Below are 14,544 nucleotides of genomic sequence, written 5' to 3' on the forward strand. Positions count from 1 at the left end.
CCGCGTGTGCGAACCGGCCGGCGGACTCCTGTCGGGTCACCAGGACTCCTGTCGCGACCGACGCTACAAGCGCGCGGCGGACCCGGCACTCCGAGGACGTGCCGTCCGGGGACTTGCGGTCCGGGGTGCGGTACCCGGGCGGGCGCGGCGCCGCCGCGGGGCCTGTCGTGACCGGCCACGGGCCCCTGTTGTGCCGGGGCTGCGCCGGCCGGCTGTACGCCGTCTGCATCACGGACCACTCCGGCGGGAACACGGCCGGCCAGTGGGAGGTCGACCACGAGATGCCCGGGGAGTGCCCGCTGGCCGGGCTGTTGCCCCTGACCGGGACGGCGGTCGACGTCCACGACCTGCCGGGAGCGGAGGATGTGCTCGGTCCGGCCTTCTGAGCGGGGCGGGTTGGGCCGCACGGGTGAGCTCCGTCCGCCGCCGGCGCCGCCGGCGGCCTCGCGCAAGGCATCACGGAGGCGTCACCGGCGGCCTCGCGGAAGGCGCCGACGATGCATGCGTTCACTTTTTGAACTCCCCCTGCACGTAAGCCCTTTCCCGGTTCAATCTCTTGACGGCCGTGAGGGCGGGGAGCCACAGTGTCCAGCGGCGCCGTTCTGAGAGCGCTCTCAAAACGGTGGTCCCGGCTCTTCCCCCGCACCGCGCCTCACCGCGCTTCAGAGAGGGCACCCATGCGTGAGACATCCGGCAGGACACGACCGACGGTCCGGCGGGCCGTCCTGGCCGCGCTCAGCACGATCGCCGTGGTCGCGGCGGCCGCCGCGGGCGTGGCACTGCCCGCGAGCGCCGCCGCTCCCCCCACCCCGGCCGGCTGGTCCCGGGTGTTCCTGGACGAGTTCGACGGAGCCGCGGGATCCGGGGTGAACACCGCCGACTGGCAGTACACCACCGGCACTTCCTACCCCGGCGGACCCGCCAACTTCGGCACCGGCGAGATAGAGACGATGACCGCCGACCCCTCCAACGTCTCCCTCGACGGCACGGGCAACCTGCGCATCACGCCGAGGCGGGACGCGGCCGGCAACTGGACGTCCGGCCGGATCGAGACCAGGCGGTCCGACTTCCAGCCCCCGGCGGGCGGCACGCTCCGCACCGAGGCGCGCATCCAGATGCCGAACGTCACGGGTCCGGCGGCCAAGGGCTACTGGCCGGCCTTCTGGATGCTCGGAGCCCCGTACCGCGGCAACTGGTGGAACTGGCCCGGCATCGGTGAGATCGACATCCTGGAGAACGTCCAGGGCATCAACAACGTCTGGGCCACCGTGCACTGCGGCACGAGCCCCGGCGGACCCTGCAACGAGACGTCCGGCATCGGCGGCCAGCACGTGTGCCCGGGCACCAGCTGCCAGGGCGGCTTCCACACCTACGCCGTGGAGTGGGACCGCGCGACCGCGGTCGAGGAGATGCGCTTCTACGTCGACGGCCTCAACTTCCACACCGTACGGGCGAATCAGGTGGACGCGACCACCTGGACCAACGCCACGAACCACGGCTACTTCATCATCCTCAACGTCGCCATGGGCGGCGGTTTCCCCGATGCCTTCGGCGGCGGTCCCGACGCGGGCACCCAGCCCGGCCACGCCATGGTCGTCGACTACGTGTCCGTCCTCCGCTCGACCGGCGGCACGACCCCGCCCACCACTCCCCCGACCACCCCGCCCACGACACCCCCGACCACCCCGCCGGCCGGCAACCGTGACGCGTACTCCGCGATCCAGGCCGAGTCGTACGACGGCCAGGCGGGCGTGGTCAAGGAGACCACCACGGACTCCGGCGGCGGCGAGGACCTCGCGTCGATCGGCAACGGCGACTGGGCCCTGTTCAGGGGCGTCGACTTCGGCTCCACACCGGCGAGGCAATTCTACGGACGCGTGGCGAGCGGCGCGGCCGGCGGGGTCAGCGGGCTCGTCGAGGTACGCCTCGACAGCCGTACCTCGGCTCCGGTCGGCAGCTTCTCGATCGCGGGCACCGGCGGATGGCAGAGCTGGCGCACGGTCCCGGCGAACATCACCGCCGTCACGGGCATGCACGACGTCTACCTGACCTTCACCAGCGGCCAGCCCGCCGACTTCGTGAACGTCAACTGGTTCGACTTCGGGCACTGAGCCGGTCCCGAGGGCCACGTCGGCGACGCCGCCACTCCTCGGCCAGCAGGCGGTAGGAGCGGACCCGGTCCTCGTGGTCGTGCGTGATCGTGGTGATCAGCAACTCGTCGGCCCCGGTGGCTTCCTGGAGCCGCTCCAGATGATCGGCGACGGTCCGTGCCGAGCCGACGAACTGCGTCTCCACGCGGTCGGCGACGAGTTCCCGGTCCGCCTCCGTCCAGGGCAGCGCCCGCGCCTCGGCGGGCGTGGGGAAGGGGATGGCGCCCTCGGCGGTACGGATGCTGCGCACCCAGGGTGCGTATCCGGTGGCCAGTTCGCGGGCGGTCGCGTCGTCCTCGGCGACGACGACGTCGGCGGACACCGTCAGGTACGGCCGGTCCAGCTCGGCCGAGGGCTTGAAGGCGGCCCGGTAGCCCTCGGCCGCCTCCAGCACCGAAGCGGGGCTCACGTGGTAATTGGCCGCGAACCGCAGCCCGTTGCGGCCCGCGGTCTCCGCACTCACTCCCCCGCTGCTGCCCAGGATCCACACCTGTACGTCGGCCCCCTCACCGGGGACGGCATGTGCCTCCACCCCCTCCGGGGAGCGGTAGTCGCCCCGGAGCAGCGCGAGGACGTCGTCGATCTGCTCGGCGTAGTCCTGGGGCTGGGCACCGGGCAGGTTCAGCAGCCGCTGCTGGAGGGCGACCCGCGGATGGCCCAGCAGGTGCGCGAAGGAGAACCGGGCGGGGATGCGCAGTCCGTTCGGGGTGTGCCCCTCGAACGGAGGGTCCTGCGAGGCCCCCGGCTGCGGCCGGCCCGCCGAGCGCCCCAGCCCCAGGTCGAGGCGCCCGGGATGCAGTGCGTCGATCAGGCCGAACTCCTCGACCGTGGACAGGGCGGTGCGGTGGCCGAGCTGGACGGCGCCGGAGCCGATCCGGATGGTCGAGGTCGCGGAGGCGGTCAGCGCGAGCACGACCGCCGGGGAGGTCCCGGCGACCCCCGGATTGAGGTGGTGCTCGGCGAACCAGTAGCGGGCGTAGCCGAAGGCCTCCGTCTGCCGGGCGAGGTCGATGCTGTGGTGCAGGGCCTCGGCCGCGGTGGAACCGGACGGGACCGGGACGAGGTCGAGGACCCCGAGGGGGATGCCGGACATGGCCGGGCTCCTTACAGGTCGGGAAAGGAAGGGTCGGGGATCTCGCGGCGGAGCACCGGGGCGATCTGCGCCTGGAAGAGTTCGAGGGAGGCCCGGTGCTCCGCGGGGGTGAGCCCGCCCGGCTCCGCCTGGAGGTGCAGGGCCGTGTGGCCGAAGGCCTCGTGGTAGCGGTGGACCTTCTCGATCACCTGCTGGGGGCTGCCGACGAGTGCCGAGCTCCGTTCGACGAAGTCCTCCAGGGTCGGGAAAACGGGTTCCAGACCCTGCTGCCGGTGGAAGGCGAGGTACCGGGCGAACGCCGGCCGGTAGGCGGCCACCGCCTGCTGCGAGGTGGGGGCCGCGTGGTAGCCGGCCGTGCCCGCGCCGACGACGGCGTGGGCCGGGTCGTGCCCGTAGTGCTCCCAGCGCTCCCGGTAGTGGCGGACCAGCTCGGCGTACGGGCCGATCGGGTGGGTGACGTTCGCCGAGAAGAGCGGGTCTCCGTAGCGCGCCGCGAGATCGACGGACTCCCGGCTGGTCGCACTGCCGTGCCAGACCCGCAGGGCAGGCTGGAAGGGCCTCGGCAGCACCTCGGCGCCGGCCAGCGCGGGGCGGAAGCGCGGCTCGGCGCTCACCTTGTCCTCGCGCCAGATCCGCCGGAACAGCTCGTAGGCCTCGGCGTTGCGCTCCCACTGGTCCTCGGGGGTCACGTGGAACAGCTCGCGCTGGGCCGTGCCGTTGCCCTTGCCGATCATCAGCTCCAGGCGGCCGTCGCAGAGGTGGTCGAGTGTCGCGTAGTCCTCGTACGCCCGCACCGGGTCCAGCAGGCTCAGGGTGGTCACGGCGGTGAACAGCCGGATCCGGCGGGTCAGCGCGGCGATGTGGCTGAGCACCACGGGCGGCGAGGACGACAGGAACGGCCGCTCGTGGCGCTCGCCGACCCCGAAGCCGTCGAAGCCGAGCTCCTCGGCGAGCAGCGCGGCGTCGACCACCTCGCGGAACCGCTCACGGGTGGGTGTGAGGGCGCCCGTCACCGGATCCGCGGAGTCCGTGATGAGGGTGATGGCCAGGAACTTCATGAGCGCGCGGCCTGCCGGCCGGACGCCGCCTGCGGCACCGCGAGCCCGAGGTGGTCGCGCAGGGTGGTGCCCTCGTAGTCGGTGCGGAAGACCCCCCGCTCCTGGAGCAGCGGGACGACGGTGTCGGCGAAGACGTCCAGTCCGCCCGGGGTGATGTGGGGGACGAGGATGAAGCCGTCGGCCGCGTCCGCCTGCACCAGCGTGTCGATCTGCCCGGCGACGGTGGCGGCGGAGCCGACGAAGGTCTGGTCGGCCGTGGTGGAGATGACGAGTTCGCGGATCGAGAGGTTCTTGGCCTCGGCGAGCGCGCGCCACTGCCGGGCCGTGGCGATCGGGTCACGGAACTCCCGTACGCTCGCCCGTCCGAGGGCGATGGTGTTCTCCCCGACCTCGGGGTCGATCTCGGGCAGCGGGCCGTCGGGGTCGTAGCCGGACAGGTCCCGGTTCCAGACGTGCTCCAGGAACTTGATCGCGGTCTGCCCGCTGACCTGGAGGCGGCGGACCTCGTGGGCCGCCTCGCGGGCCTCGGCATCGGTGTCGCCGAGGACGAAGGTGGCCGCGGGCAGGATCTTCAACTGGTCGGGTGTGCGCCCGTACTTGGGCAGGCGGCCCTTGACATCGGCGTAGAACTCCCGGCCCGCGTCGAGCGTCCCGTACCGGCCGAAGATCGCGTCGGCGCCGGAGGCGGCGAACTCACGGCCCTCGTCGGAGTCGCCCGCCTGGAAGATCACCGGCCGGCCCTGCGGGCTGCGCGGCACGTTGAAGCGGCCCTCGATGTCGAAGTGCTGCCCCCGGTGGGCGAAGGCCCCGGCCCGCGCGTCCCGCAGGAAGGCGCCCGTTCCGGCGTCGGCGAGGATCTCGGAGCCGTCCCAGGAGTCGAACAGCTCGGTGGCGGTGGCCAGGAACTCCTTGGCCCGGGAGTAGCGCTCCTCGCGCGGCAGGAACCCGCCGCGCCGGAAGTTCTCGCCGGTGAAGGCGTCCCAGGAGGTGACGACGTTCCAGGCGGCCCGGCCCTCGGACAGGTGGTCGAGCGAGGCGAACTGGCGGGCCACCTCGTAGGGCTCGTTGAAGGTGGAGTTGATGGTGCCGGTCAGGCCCAGGCGCTCGGTGACCGCCGCCAGCGCGGCGAGCACCGTGAAGGTGTCGGGGCGGCCGACCACGTCCAAGTCGTAGATCTGCCCGCCCTGTTCCCGCAGCCTCAGCCCCTCCGCGAGGAAGAGGAAGTCGAACTTGGCACGTTCGGCGGTCCGTGCGAAGTGGACGAACGAGTCGAAGTCGATGTGGCTGCCGGCCGCCGGGTCACTCCACACGGTGGTGTTGTTGACGCCCGGGAAGTGGGCTGCGAGATGGATCTGCTTGAGCGGCTTGCTGCTCATGACGGTCCTTCCGGTCCGGGATCAGGCGGCGGGGTGGGCGGCGTAGCGGCCGGCCGGGCGCTCCAGGCCCAGCAGTCCGCGCAGGGTGTCCGCCTCGTACGCCCGGCGGAAGACCCCGCGCCGCCGGAGCTCCGGTGCCAGCCCCCGGGTGATCGCGGGCAGGTCCCGGGCGATCACACCGGGCCGCAGCAGGAAGCCCGACAGACCGGCCTCCCGGCGCTCCAGGAGCAGGTCGGCCAGCTGCCCGGGGCTTCCGGCGAAGACCGCGCCCTCGCCGCCGTACGAGGTGCCCGCGAGCGCGTCCAGGCGCTCCAGGCGGGCGACGGCCGCCGGGGCGTCCTCGTCCAGGTACACGGTGAGGTCTCCGAACAGGTGCAGCGGCTGTGCCGCGAGCCCGGTCGCCCCCCGGGCCCGCCGGATGGCCGCGACGGCGGCCCGCGTACCGTCCGCGTCGTGCGCGGCCACGTACCCGATGTCCGTGGACCGGGCGACGAGCGCGTACGAGGCTTCGCCGTCGCCGGACGCGCCGACGACGGGCTGCCCCTGCGGCGGGCGCGGGGTGATCGACGGCCCCCGCACACGGAAGTGCCGGCCCTCGAAGTCGATGTAGTGCAGTTTGTCGCGGTCGACGAACCGGCCCGTGGCCACGTCCCGGATCTCCGCGTCGTCCTCCCAGCTGTCCCACAGCCGCCGGATCACCTCGACGTGGTCGGCGGCCTCCGCGTAGGACTCAGCCTCCGGGAGCGGGGCCGCCCGGCGGCCGAAGTGCCGTGTCTCGTACGGGAGTCCGGACACCTGGATCCACAGACCGGCGCGGCCGTGGCTCACGTGGTCGAGGGTGGCGATCGCCTTGGAGATGTGGAAGGGCTCGGTGTGGGTGGCCGTCACCGTCGGGACCAGTCCGATGTGCCGGGTCAGCGGTGCGACGCGGGCAGCGGTGAGCACCGCGTCCAGCCGCCCGCGGACCCGGTCCGTGCGTCCGTCGGGCCCGTCCGCCGAGGACGACTGGAGGGTGAGGGAGTCCTCGAAGGCGACGAAGTCGAGCAGTCCGGCTTCGGCCTCGGCCACGGCATCGGCCCAGTAGCGGGCGGTGAAGATCTCACCGGGCCGGGCGCCCGGCTCGCGCCAGGCGGCCGGGTGCCGGCCGGCGCCGTCGAGCGCGACGGCCAGGTGCAGCGGTCCGGAGGATGCCGATGCGGAGGGGAATGCGGATGCGGGCAGGGATGAGGACACGTCGAATTACGCCTTCCTGATCGGCCGGGCGAAAGAAAGGGCCGATGCGCGTCGCGAATATGAGGGCGTACGAGAGGGCGGGGAAAAGGCCCGTCATCACTGTCCAGGCCCGTCGTCACTGTCTCTTCGAAACGCTATGCCTCATAGCGGTGTCATACAATGACCTGAATATTAAGAGAAGTTGGCAGCGGTGTTGCCGGGCGCGCGGACCGCCGTGAAGGACGGGCGGCGGCGCAGGGTGAAGCCGATCGACTCGTACAGTCGGATCGCCGTCGTGTTGCTCGCGGCGGTGTGGAGGAAAGGGACGTCGCCGCGCTCCCGGATGCCCGCGGCGACGGCGCGGACCAGCCGCGTCGCCAGCCCCCGGCCCTGGTGGTCGGGATGCGTGCACACCGCGCTGATCTCGGTCCAGCCGGGCGGCCGCAGCCGCTCTCCGGCCATCGCGATCAGCCGGCCCCGGTGCCGGATGCCGAGGTACGTGCCCAGCTCGACGGTGCGGGGCAGGAACGGACCGGGCTTCGTGAGCTCGATGAGGCCGAGGATCTCGGGTACGTCGCCGGGGCCGAGCCTGACCGCCTCGGGGGCGGGCTCGGCGCGCAGCGAGGTGTCGACCAGCTGGACGCCGGTGACCGTGCCGACGGTCTCCCAGCCGTCGGGCGGGGTCAGTACGCCGGCGAGCGCGGCGGTCCCGCCGTCACCGACCAGTCTGCGCAGGTCGGCCCAGGCCTCCGGGTCGGCCGGGTCCGCGAGGGCGGCGAACGGCGAGACGTCCGACGGATAGCGGGCGGCGCGGGAGAGGGACGAGGGGCCGGCCCCGGGACGGACCGCCCGCTCGGCGAAGGCGGCGTGCGCGCCGGACAGCGAGGCCCAGGCGGGGTTGTCGAGGACGTGCGTGGCGGGACCTGCGTTCGTGGTCATGGGGCGGGCTCTCCGTCCGTGGCGCGGCCCGGGGGCCGGGGGTTCAGGAGTTGGTCACCGGCAGGCCCGGCGGGTCGACCTCCGAGGTGGCGACGGCCTCGTTGGACAGGTTCCAGGCGGCGAGCAGCTGCGCGTACTGGCCGTTCTTGATCAGATGGTTGATCGCCTCGGACACCGGCTTGGCGAGCCCGCTGTCCTTCTTCGCGGTCGCGGCGATCAGGCCCTGGAGCGACTCGCCCGCGCCGGAGAAGGAGCCCGCGTTGCGGGTGGGGGCGTTGCCGTTCGCCGTCTGGGTGATGTGGTAGGCAACGGACGGGTTCGGGCCGAAGCTGAGGTCGATCTTCTTGCCGTTCAGGGCCAGGTAGGTGCTGTTGGCGTCGGGGAAGTACTTGACGGTGATGTCCTTGCCCTCGGCCTGGAGCTTCTTCTGCCACTCCAGGAGGATCTTCTCCTGGTTGGTGCCCGAGCCGACCGCGACCGTCTTTCCCGCGAGGTTGCGGTAGTCGCCGCCGTAGTTCCAGGGGTTGTCCTTCAGCGTCTCGAAGGCCAGGTTGTCCTGCCGGTAGGAGGCGAACTCGTACTTCTTCTTGCGCTCCTCCGTGACCGTGACGTTCGTGAAGGCCACGTCCACCTTGCCGCTGTCGATGCCGACGAAGAGGTTCTCCCAGGTGGAGTTCTTCACCACCGGCTTGAGGCCGAGCGTCGCGGCCACCAGGCGGCCGAGGTCCGGTTCGGCGCCGGTCAGGGTCTTCTGGTCGGTGCCCGCGTACGCCAGCGGCGGGAAGCCGGCGGGCAGCGCGCCGACCCCGATGACGAGTTCGCCGCGCTCGCGCACGTCGGCGGGCAGCTGGGCGCGCAGGGACTCGACGACCGGGACGGCCAGTTCGGCCTGCTGGGCGGCGCCGTTGGACACCGCGCCGACGGTGACCTTGCCGGAGCCCGGTCCGGTGGCCTCGGCGTCGCCGCCGCACGCGGTGAGACCGGAGGCGAGCGCCACGGTGGCGGTGGCGGCTCCGAGACCGCGGGTGAGTCTGGTGCGCAGGGAGTGTCGGCGGTGCATGGTGTTGCCTTTCGGGTGGGAGAGAGGGTGGTGGGGTGGTGCTCGACGAGGAAGGGTGCGGCGGAGTCAGAGCACCTTGCTGAGGAACTCCCGCGTACGCGGGTGGGCGGGCCGGTCCAGCACCTGCTCGGGCGGGCCCTGTTCGACGACGCGGCCGCCGTCGAGGAAGACGACCTCGTCGGCGACCTCGCGGGCGAAGCCGATCTCGTGCGTGACGATGACGAGCGTCGTGCCGCCGGTGGCCAGATCCTTGATCACCGACAGCACCTCGCCGACGAGTTCGGGGTCGAGCGCAGAGGTGGGTTCGTCGAAGAGGATGACTCCGGGTCGCAGCGCGAGGGCGCGGGCGATGGCCACGCGCTGCTGCTGGCCGCCGGACAGCTGCCGCGGATAGGCGCCGGTCCGGTCGCCGAGCCCGACGCGCTCCAGGAGTTCGCGCGCCAGGGCCCGGGCCTGCGGCCGCGGCAGCCTGCCCGTGGCCACCGGCGCCGCCGCGACGTTGTCCAGGACGGTCAGGTGCGGGAAGAGGTTGAAGTTCTGGAAGACGAAGCCGATGCGGCCGCGCTGGGCGAGGATCGCCCGTTCGCCCCGCTCCCTCAGCCGCCCGCCGTGCCGTTGCACGCCGATCAGCTCGCCGCCCACGCTGACGTATCCGGCCTCGGGCTTCTCCAGGTGGTTGATGACCCTCAGCAGGGTGGACTTGCCGGATCCGGAGCGGCCCAGGACCGCGGTGACCGTGCCCGGCCGCAGGGTCAGGCTCACCCCGTCCAGGACCTGCCGGCCGCCGTACCACTTGTGCACGTCGTGGACCTCGATCGCGGCGGCCCGCGCGGCGGTGGTCATCGTGCCGTCTCCTTCGGGAAGCCCCGGAGGCGGTCCCGGAGATCGCGCAGGCCCGTCCGGGCCCGCTGCAGGGGGGTGGGCGGTACGGTGCGCAGCGCGCCGCGCGCGTAGTACCGCTCGACGTGGAACTGGACGACCGAGAGGACGCTGGTGAGGACCACGTACCAGAAGGTGGCCACGAGCAGCAGGGGCACGATGTCGCCGGAGTAGGTGCTGCCGAGGCTCTGCACCGTGCCGAACAGGTCGAGCAGCGATACGTAGAAGACCAGCGAGGTGGCCTTGACGAGCCCGATCAGCTGGTTGACGTAGGCGGGGACGATGGAGCGCAGCGCCTGCGGGAAGACGATCCGGGCGAACTGGTACCGCTTGGGCAGTCCCAGCGCGGCCGCCGCCTCGTGCTGGCCCTGGTCGACGGAGAGCACGCCGGCCCTGACCACCTCGGCCGCGTACGCCGCTTCGCTCAGGCTCAGTCCGACGACCGCCACGACGATGTCGGTGGCCAGCCTCGACTCGTCGAAGGTGAAGAAGGCGGGGCCGAAGGGCACCCCGATGCTCAGGGTGGGGTAGAGGGCGCTGAGGTTGTAGAGGAAGAGCAGGACCACGATCAGCGGGACCGAGCGCAGCAGCCAGATGTAGGCCCAGCTCACCGAGCGCAGTACGGGGTTCGTGGAGAGCCGGCCGAGGGCGAGCAGGATGCCGCCGGCGAGGCCCAGGACCGCGCTGTACGCGGCCACCTGGAGGGTGATGAGCAGGCCTTCCAGGATGGCCGGCCGGATGAACCAGTAGGTGAACCGGTCCCATTGGTAGAAGGGGTTGGTGAGCAGCCCGTGGGCGGCCTGGGAGAGCAGCACCAGCACGATGACGGTGGCGATCCAGCGGCCGGGCCGGCGGACCGGGAGCACCCGCTCGGCCGGCGCCGGCGGTCCCGGGGGCGCGGTGAGGACAAGCGATTCGGTCAAGGACACTCCAGCAGCATTCGATAAGTCGAAGAATCGAAAAGCAGCCGTCATGCCGGATAGAAGAGGCCGCTGATGTCGTTTTCTGCGGCGTAAGCTAGGCAGCCCGGAGAAGGGCTGTCAACGGTCCCGATATCGGTATCCGCGAAAGCGTGCGGCAATTTCATCCGCCGTACACACAATGCCTTCGGGTGAAATGTTCGGGCCGCTGGAACGTACGGTTCCGGGGGTGATCCGGCCCGGTTCCGGGGGTGACCCGCCGGTTCCGGGGCTACTGGTGGTCGGGAACGTACTTGTAGCCGACGCGGCGCACGGTGGTGATGCGGCCCCGGTGCGCGGGACCGAGCTTGCGGCGCAGCCTGGCCACGTGGACGTCGACCGTACGGCCGTCGCCGATGTGTCCGTAGCCCCAGATGTCCGAGATGAGGGCCTCACGCCTGTGGACTCTGTACGGATGGGCCACCAGGTGGGCCAGGAGGTCGAACTCCAGGTAGGTGAGGTCCAGTTCGCGTCCGTCGACCTCGGCCAGCCGACGTTCGCCGTCGACCCGGATGGCATCGTCGAGCCGGGCGGGGTCGCCGGGCCGGACGGCGCCGGGGTGCGGGGCCGGCGCCGGCTCGGGAGCGGGGAGCGTCCCGGGTTCGAGGGGGTGGATCTCCGGGCGTATGCCGTGCGCGGTCATCACCGCGACCGGGTCGACGTCCGCCGGCAGGAACACGAGGTAGCCGACGCGGCCGCCGGCGATCCCGTCGGCGGAGACGGCGGGTGGACGGTCGCCGACCAGCCGCAGGCGCGGGGCCGGGGAACGGTGGACAGCGGTGGCGGGTACCGGTGCGGGAAGTGCGGTGGTCACGATGAGCCCCTTCGGCTGCTCGGAATGAGGTACGGACGCCGGGTGTCGGGCCGCGACAGGGCAGGGGTCTCCGTGACGGATCCGGCGGGAGGGCCGGCGCGCCGCACGCCGGGCGGACCCGTACGGCTCAGCGGGCCTGAGTCACGGGAAGGCGCGGCGCACGGAGAGGAGCGGCAGCCGGAAGACCGGCTCGCATCCGGGAAATGCCCTGTCGGAGAAGCCCTAGACGGGTCGGCAGACGGCGCTGGCGACGCGACGGAGGTCAACGTGCCTGCGGCGTACGAGCAACGGCTGCGACGGGGACATGGTCACATCGTGAGGTGCCCGGCGGGCGTGCGTCAATACTTCCCTACCGATTGACTAGGAAAAGACGCTGACCTGCACGGTCTCTCATCCCGAGATCACATCGTCCGCCATTCGGTCACGCTCTTGCCGGGCAGACGGCTTCGGGCGAGTATCCCTATCAATCCGATGGGAAAGGTGGGGATTCGGTGAAGCGGCCGGCCGGCGCCACCCAACAACGTTCCGGAGTAGCCGAGATGACCACCGCCATCCCCCATGGCACCGCCGGCCGCCGATCCGTCGACGAGCAGCGCCGCACACTCCTGCGTACCGCCCGCGACGTGGCGGACGACCTGGCCGCGGACGCCATCGCCCGTGATCAGGCGGGCAAGCCGCCGGCCGACGAGACGGCCCGGCTGCGCGAGGCGGGCCTGCCGGCGGCCCTCACCCCGCCCGGCCCCGGCCGCGGGGCGGACTGGCGCACCGGATGCGCCGTCATACGGGAGATCTCGGCGGCGGACAGCTCCGTCGGTGACGTCCTCGCCCGCCACTACGTGCACACCTGGAGCGGACGCTTCTACGCGAGTCACCACCACGCGACCGCCCTCGAAGAGGAGTCGGTGGGCGGGCAGTGGCTGTGGACCGGTGCGGTCCGCGCTCCCGTCCCCCACGACGACGACACCGACGGACCGGAGCTCACGCTGCGGCGGCGCACCCCCGGCTACGTGCTGAGCGGGCGCCGGTCCGTGGACACGGCGGCGGCCGCGGCGGACCAGATCGTGGTCGACGCCGTCTGCGCGGCGACCGGCGAGGTCCTGGTCGTACGGATCCCACCCGGCGCACGGGGCGTGACCGTCGAGTCCGCCCACGACCGCCTCGGGCAGCGCGTCGCCGGCGCGGGCGAGGTCGTCCTGGACCGGGTCGCCATCACGCCCGAACAGGTGTTGGGCCGCCGGCCGCACGACGAGGAGTCGACCTCGCCCTTCACCGCGCTCGCGGAGCCGGCGCTCCGGCTCGCCCTGTGTCACGTCGCCCTCGGCATCGCCGAGGGCGCCCTCACCGAGGCGCGCGACCTCAGCAGGGGCGGCCGCGCGCACCGGCTGCCCGGTGAGGACCCGGACCTCTTCCTGACGTACGGGGAACTCGCCTCGGCCGCCCAGACGGCCACCGCCGTGGTGGACCGGGCGACGGACGTGATGGCGCGGGCCCTCGACGCGGGTACGCACCTCGACGCGGGTGCGCACCTCGACGCGGAAGGAGCCGCGGGCGTCGCCGCCCTGGTCGCCACGGCCGAGACCGTGACGTCGAAGGCCGCCCTGCGCATCACCGCCCGGGTGCTGGAGCTCGCCGACGCGCCCGGCCTGGACCGCTTCTGGCGCAACGCCCGGGTCCTGACGGCCCACCGCCCCGCCGCCCACCGCCTGCGCTCCATCGGCGAGCACTACCTCAACGGCTCCCACCCCGTGGTGGCGGCCTTCCGCTGACGCGGGGGCGCGCGTACCCGCCCGGCGGCCGGCGTCGACCCGTGAGGGGACACCGGCCGAATCGATGCAAGATAATGGCCGTATGCGGATCTCAGCCAGGGCGGACTACGCGGTACGTGCCGCACTGCAGCTTGCCGCGTCACAGGATGACGGGCCGGTGAAGGCAGAGGCCATCGCCGACGCCCAGGACATCCCGCACAAGTTCCTCGAGGGCATCCTGAACGACATGCGCCGGGGCGGTCTCGTACTCAGCCAGCGCGGCGGCAACGGCGGCTACCGGCTGGCCAAGCCCGCCCAGTCCATCAGCATCGCGGACGTGATCCGCGTCGTGGACGGACCGCTCGTCTCGGTGCGCGGGGTGCGCCCGCCGGACCTGTCCTACACCGGCCCCGCCCAGGCACTGCTCCCCCTGTGGATCGCGCTGCGGGCCAATGTCCGCGAGATCCTCGACGGCGTGAGCCTCGCCGACGTCGCGTCGTCCGATCTGCCCGCGAACGTATCGGCACTGGCCGATCCCCCCGGCGCCTGGACCAATCCCTGACCCCTGCCCCACCTGCACGTTCTCACATAACGAGATTCTGGCGTCCACCATTCGGTCACCCTCTTGGGGTGGGTGTCCGCCTCTGCCAATATGCCTACCAACCAGGTGGGAAAACTAGGAATCCAGGGAGGCGGGCCGTGCGAACACTGCATCACGCAGGCCGGATGCTGCCTCTGACCTCCCGCCGGCACATCGACCTGCTCCGCACGTCCAGCGCCATCTGTCAGCCCGGCTGACACCACGCGCGCCGGGCCCCGCTCCACGTGTAGTCACCACTGACACCGTCGGACGGGCCCCTCGGCCGACCACGCCGACCGCGTGGCGTCGAGCGCGGACGTCCGCATGACGGGCTCGACGTCCGTCCCCGAGGTGTCCGACACCCTCTCGTTCCTCGGGCCCGCGACCGCAATCCCGTCGCCCACCACTCACCGCTCACCGCCGGGCGTCGGTTCCGTGTGTGCCGACGGCTTCGCGTCGCCCTTCTCCGCACCTCCTTCTCGAACACCATCCCGTGAAAGGACACCTCCGTGTCTGCCGCCAGATCGCTCACCACCCTGCGCGCCATCGCCCTCACCGCGACGCTTCCCCTGCTGCTCACCGCCTGCGGCTACGGCTCGGAGGCCAAGAAGGACGAGGGCGACAAGGCCGCGAACGCCGCCGCCACGGACGGCGCGAAGCTGTCGGCCTCCGAGGTGCG

The 14,544-nt window shown here is 72.2% G+C and carries 15 protein-coding genes; 5 read left to right on the forward strand and 10 right to left on the reverse strand.

From position 1 onward, the window contains the following. Positions 1-167: 167 nt before the first annotated feature. Positions 168-386 carry a hypothetical protein gene (locus ACFYZ4_RS39600; protein WP_351302231.1) on the forward strand — a complete coding sequence of 73 codons (219 nt, stop codon included), beginning with the start codon at positions 168-170 and terminating at the stop codon, positions 384-386. A 291-nt stretch (positions 387-677) separates the two neighbouring features. Then, entirely contained in the window at positions 678-2,111 is a 1,434-nt protein-coding gene (locus tag ACFYZ4_RS39605; protein ID WP_390786292.1) for a glycoside hydrolase family 16 protein, read from the forward strand. Here ACFYZ4_RS39605 and ACFYZ4_RS39610 read toward each other — a convergent pair. The 10 genes from ACFYZ4_RS39610 to ACFYZ4_RS39655 all read right to left on the reverse strand — a co-directional run bounded on the left by ACFYZ4_RS39610 (position 2,086) and on the right by ACFYZ4_RS39655 (position 11,846). Then, on the reverse strand, positions 2,086-3,243 hold the full coding sequence (locus tag ACFYZ4_RS39610) for an LLM class flavin-dependent oxidoreductase (RefSeq protein ID WP_351302237.1): 1,158 nt from the start codon (positions 3,241-3,243) through the stop codon (positions 2,086-2,088). The genes ACFYZ4_RS39605 and ACFYZ4_RS39610 overlap by 26 nt on opposite strands. A gap of 11 nt (positions 3,244-3,254) precedes the next feature. Next, a complete protein-coding gene (locus ACFYZ4_RS39615) occupies positions 3,255-4,301 on the reverse strand; it encodes an LLM class flavin-dependent oxidoreductase (protein WP_351302240.1) in 1,047 nt (348 codons plus the stop codon). Further along, positions 4,298-5,677, reverse strand: coding sequence for an NtaA/DmoA family FMN-dependent monooxygenase (locus ACFYZ4_RS39620; protein ID WP_351302243.1), 1,380 nt, complete (start codon positions 5,675-5,677; stop codon positions 4,298-4,300). Before ACFYZ4_RS39620 ends, ACFYZ4_RS39615 begins: the two co-directional genes overlap by 4 nt. A gap of 21 nt (positions 5,678-5,698) precedes the next feature. Continuing rightward, the gene (locus ACFYZ4_RS39625; protein ID WP_390786293.1) at positions 5,699-6,910 is read right to left on the reverse strand and encodes an LLM class flavin-dependent oxidoreductase; all 1,212 of its coding nucleotides are present in this window, start codon (positions 6,908-6,910) and stop codon (positions 5,699-5,701) included. 171 nt (positions 6,911-7,081) lie between these two features. Continuing rightward, complete coding sequence (locus ACFYZ4_RS39630; RefSeq protein WP_351302249.1) at positions 7,082-7,828, reverse strand: GNAT family N-acetyltransferase; 747 nt, start codon at positions 7,826-7,828, stop codon at positions 7,082-7,084. Between the two features lie 43 nt (positions 7,829-7,871). Further along, positions 7,872-8,888, reverse strand: a complete 1,017-nt coding sequence (locus ACFYZ4_RS39635; RefSeq protein ID WP_351302252.1) for an ABC transporter substrate-binding protein — start codon at positions 8,886-8,888, stop codon at positions 7,872-7,874. Positions 8,889-8,954: 66 nt separating this feature from the next. Then, positions 8,955-9,731 (reverse strand): amino acid ABC transporter ATP-binding protein, encoded by a 777-nt coding sequence (locus ACFYZ4_RS39640; protein WP_351302255.1) that lies wholly within the window; start codon positions 9,729-9,731, stop codon positions 8,955-8,957. Beyond that, a complete protein-coding gene (locus ACFYZ4_RS39645) occupies positions 9,728-10,741 on the reverse strand; it encodes an amino acid ABC transporter permease (RefSeq protein ID WP_390786294.1) in 1,014 nt (337 codons plus the stop codon). Before ACFYZ4_RS39645 ends, ACFYZ4_RS39640 begins: the two co-directional genes overlap by 4 nt. Before the next feature lie 217 nt (positions 10,742-10,958). Next, positions 10,959-11,540: a winged helix-turn-helix domain-containing protein gene (locus tag ACFYZ4_RS39650; RefSeq protein ID WP_390786295.1), complete on the reverse strand. Its 582-nt coding sequence runs from the start codon at positions 11,538-11,540 to the stop codon at positions 10,959-10,961. A gap of 222 nt (positions 11,541-11,762) precedes the next feature. After that, positions 11,763-11,846 carry a putative leader peptide gene (locus ACFYZ4_RS39655; protein WP_324617234.1) on the reverse strand — a complete coding sequence of 28 codons (84 nt, stop codon included), beginning with the start codon at positions 11,844-11,846 and terminating at the stop codon, positions 11,763-11,765. Between the two features lie 233 nt (positions 11,847-12,079). Here ACFYZ4_RS39655 and ACFYZ4_RS39660 point away from each other — a divergent pair, with 233 nt between their 5' ends. From ACFYZ4_RS39660 to ACFYZ4_RS39670, 3 genes are all read left to right on the forward strand, one after another. Next, positions 12,080-13,306 carry an acyl-CoA dehydrogenase gene (locus tag ACFYZ4_RS39660; RefSeq protein ID WP_390786296.1) on the forward strand — a complete coding sequence of 409 codons (1,227 nt, stop codon included), beginning with the start codon at positions 12,080-12,082 and terminating at the stop codon, positions 13,304-13,306. Positions 13,307-13,388: 82 nt separating this feature from the next. Beyond that, positions 13,389-13,847 carry an Rrf2 family transcriptional regulator gene (locus tag ACFYZ4_RS39665; RefSeq protein ID WP_351302263.1) on the forward strand — a complete coding sequence of 153 codons (459 nt, stop codon included), beginning with the start codon at positions 13,389-13,391 and terminating at the stop codon, positions 13,845-13,847. A 164-nt stretch (positions 13,848-14,011) separates the two neighbouring features. Continuing rightward, positions 14,012-14,083: a putative leader peptide gene (locus tag ACFYZ4_RS39670; protein ID WP_351302269.1), complete on the forward strand. Its 72-nt coding sequence runs from the start codon at positions 14,012-14,014 to the stop codon at positions 14,081-14,083. Positions 14,084-14,544: the final 461 nt, after the last annotated feature.

This window comes from Streptomyces sp. NPDC001513, assembly GCF_042894695.1.
Taxonomy (GTDB): Bacteria; Actinomycetota; Actinomycetes; order Streptomycetales; family Streptomycetaceae; genus Streptomyces.

What these genes read in the sequence shown, in the direction of transcription:
- ACFYZ4_RS39645 (WP_390786294.1), bottom strand. Translation starts at nt 10,741, where the DNA reads ATGACGGCTGCTTTTCGATTCTTCGACTTATCGAATGCTGCTGGAGTG.
- ACFYZ4_RS39635 (WP_351302252.1), bottom strand. Translation starts at nt 8,888, where the DNA reads ATGCACCGCCGACACTCCCTGCGCACCAGACTCACCCGCGGTCTCGGA.
- ACFYZ4_RS39610 (WP_351302237.1), bottom strand. Translation starts at nt 3,243, where the DNA reads ATGTCCGGCATCCCCCTCGGGGTCCTCGACCTCGTCCCGGTCCCGTCC.
- ACFYZ4_RS39655 (WP_324617234.1), bottom strand. Translation starts at nt 11,846, where the DNA reads ATGTCCCCGTCGCAGCCGTTGCTCGTACGCCGCAGGCACGTTGACCTC.
- ACFYZ4_RS39630 (WP_351302249.1), bottom strand. Translation starts at nt 7,828, where the DNA reads ATGACCACGAACGCAGGTCCCGCCACGCACGTCCTCGACAACCCCGCC.
- ACFYZ4_RS39660 (WP_390786296.1), top strand. Translation starts at nt 12,080, where the DNA reads ATGACCACCGCCATCCCCCATGGCACCGCCGGCCGCCGATCCGTCGAC.
- ACFYZ4_RS39605 (WP_390786292.1), top strand. Translation starts at nt 678, where the DNA reads ATGCGTGAGACATCCGGCAGGACACGACCGACGGTCCGGCGGGCCGTC.
- ACFYZ4_RS39640 (WP_351302255.1), bottom strand. Translation starts at nt 9,731, where the DNA reads ATGACCACCGCCGCGCGGGCCGCCGCGATCGAGGTCCACGACGTGCAC.
- ACFYZ4_RS39620 (WP_351302243.1), bottom strand. Translation starts at nt 5,677, where the DNA reads ATGAGCAGCAAGCCGCTCAAGCAGATCCATCTCGCAGCCCACTTCCCG.
- ACFYZ4_RS39615 (WP_351302240.1), bottom strand. Translation starts at nt 4,301, where the DNA reads ATGAAGTTCCTGGCCATCACCCTCATCACGGACTCCGCGGATCCGGTG.
- ACFYZ4_RS39665 (WP_351302263.1), top strand. Translation starts at nt 13,389, where the DNA reads ATGCGGATCTCAGCCAGGGCGGACTACGCGGTACGTGCCGCACTGCAG.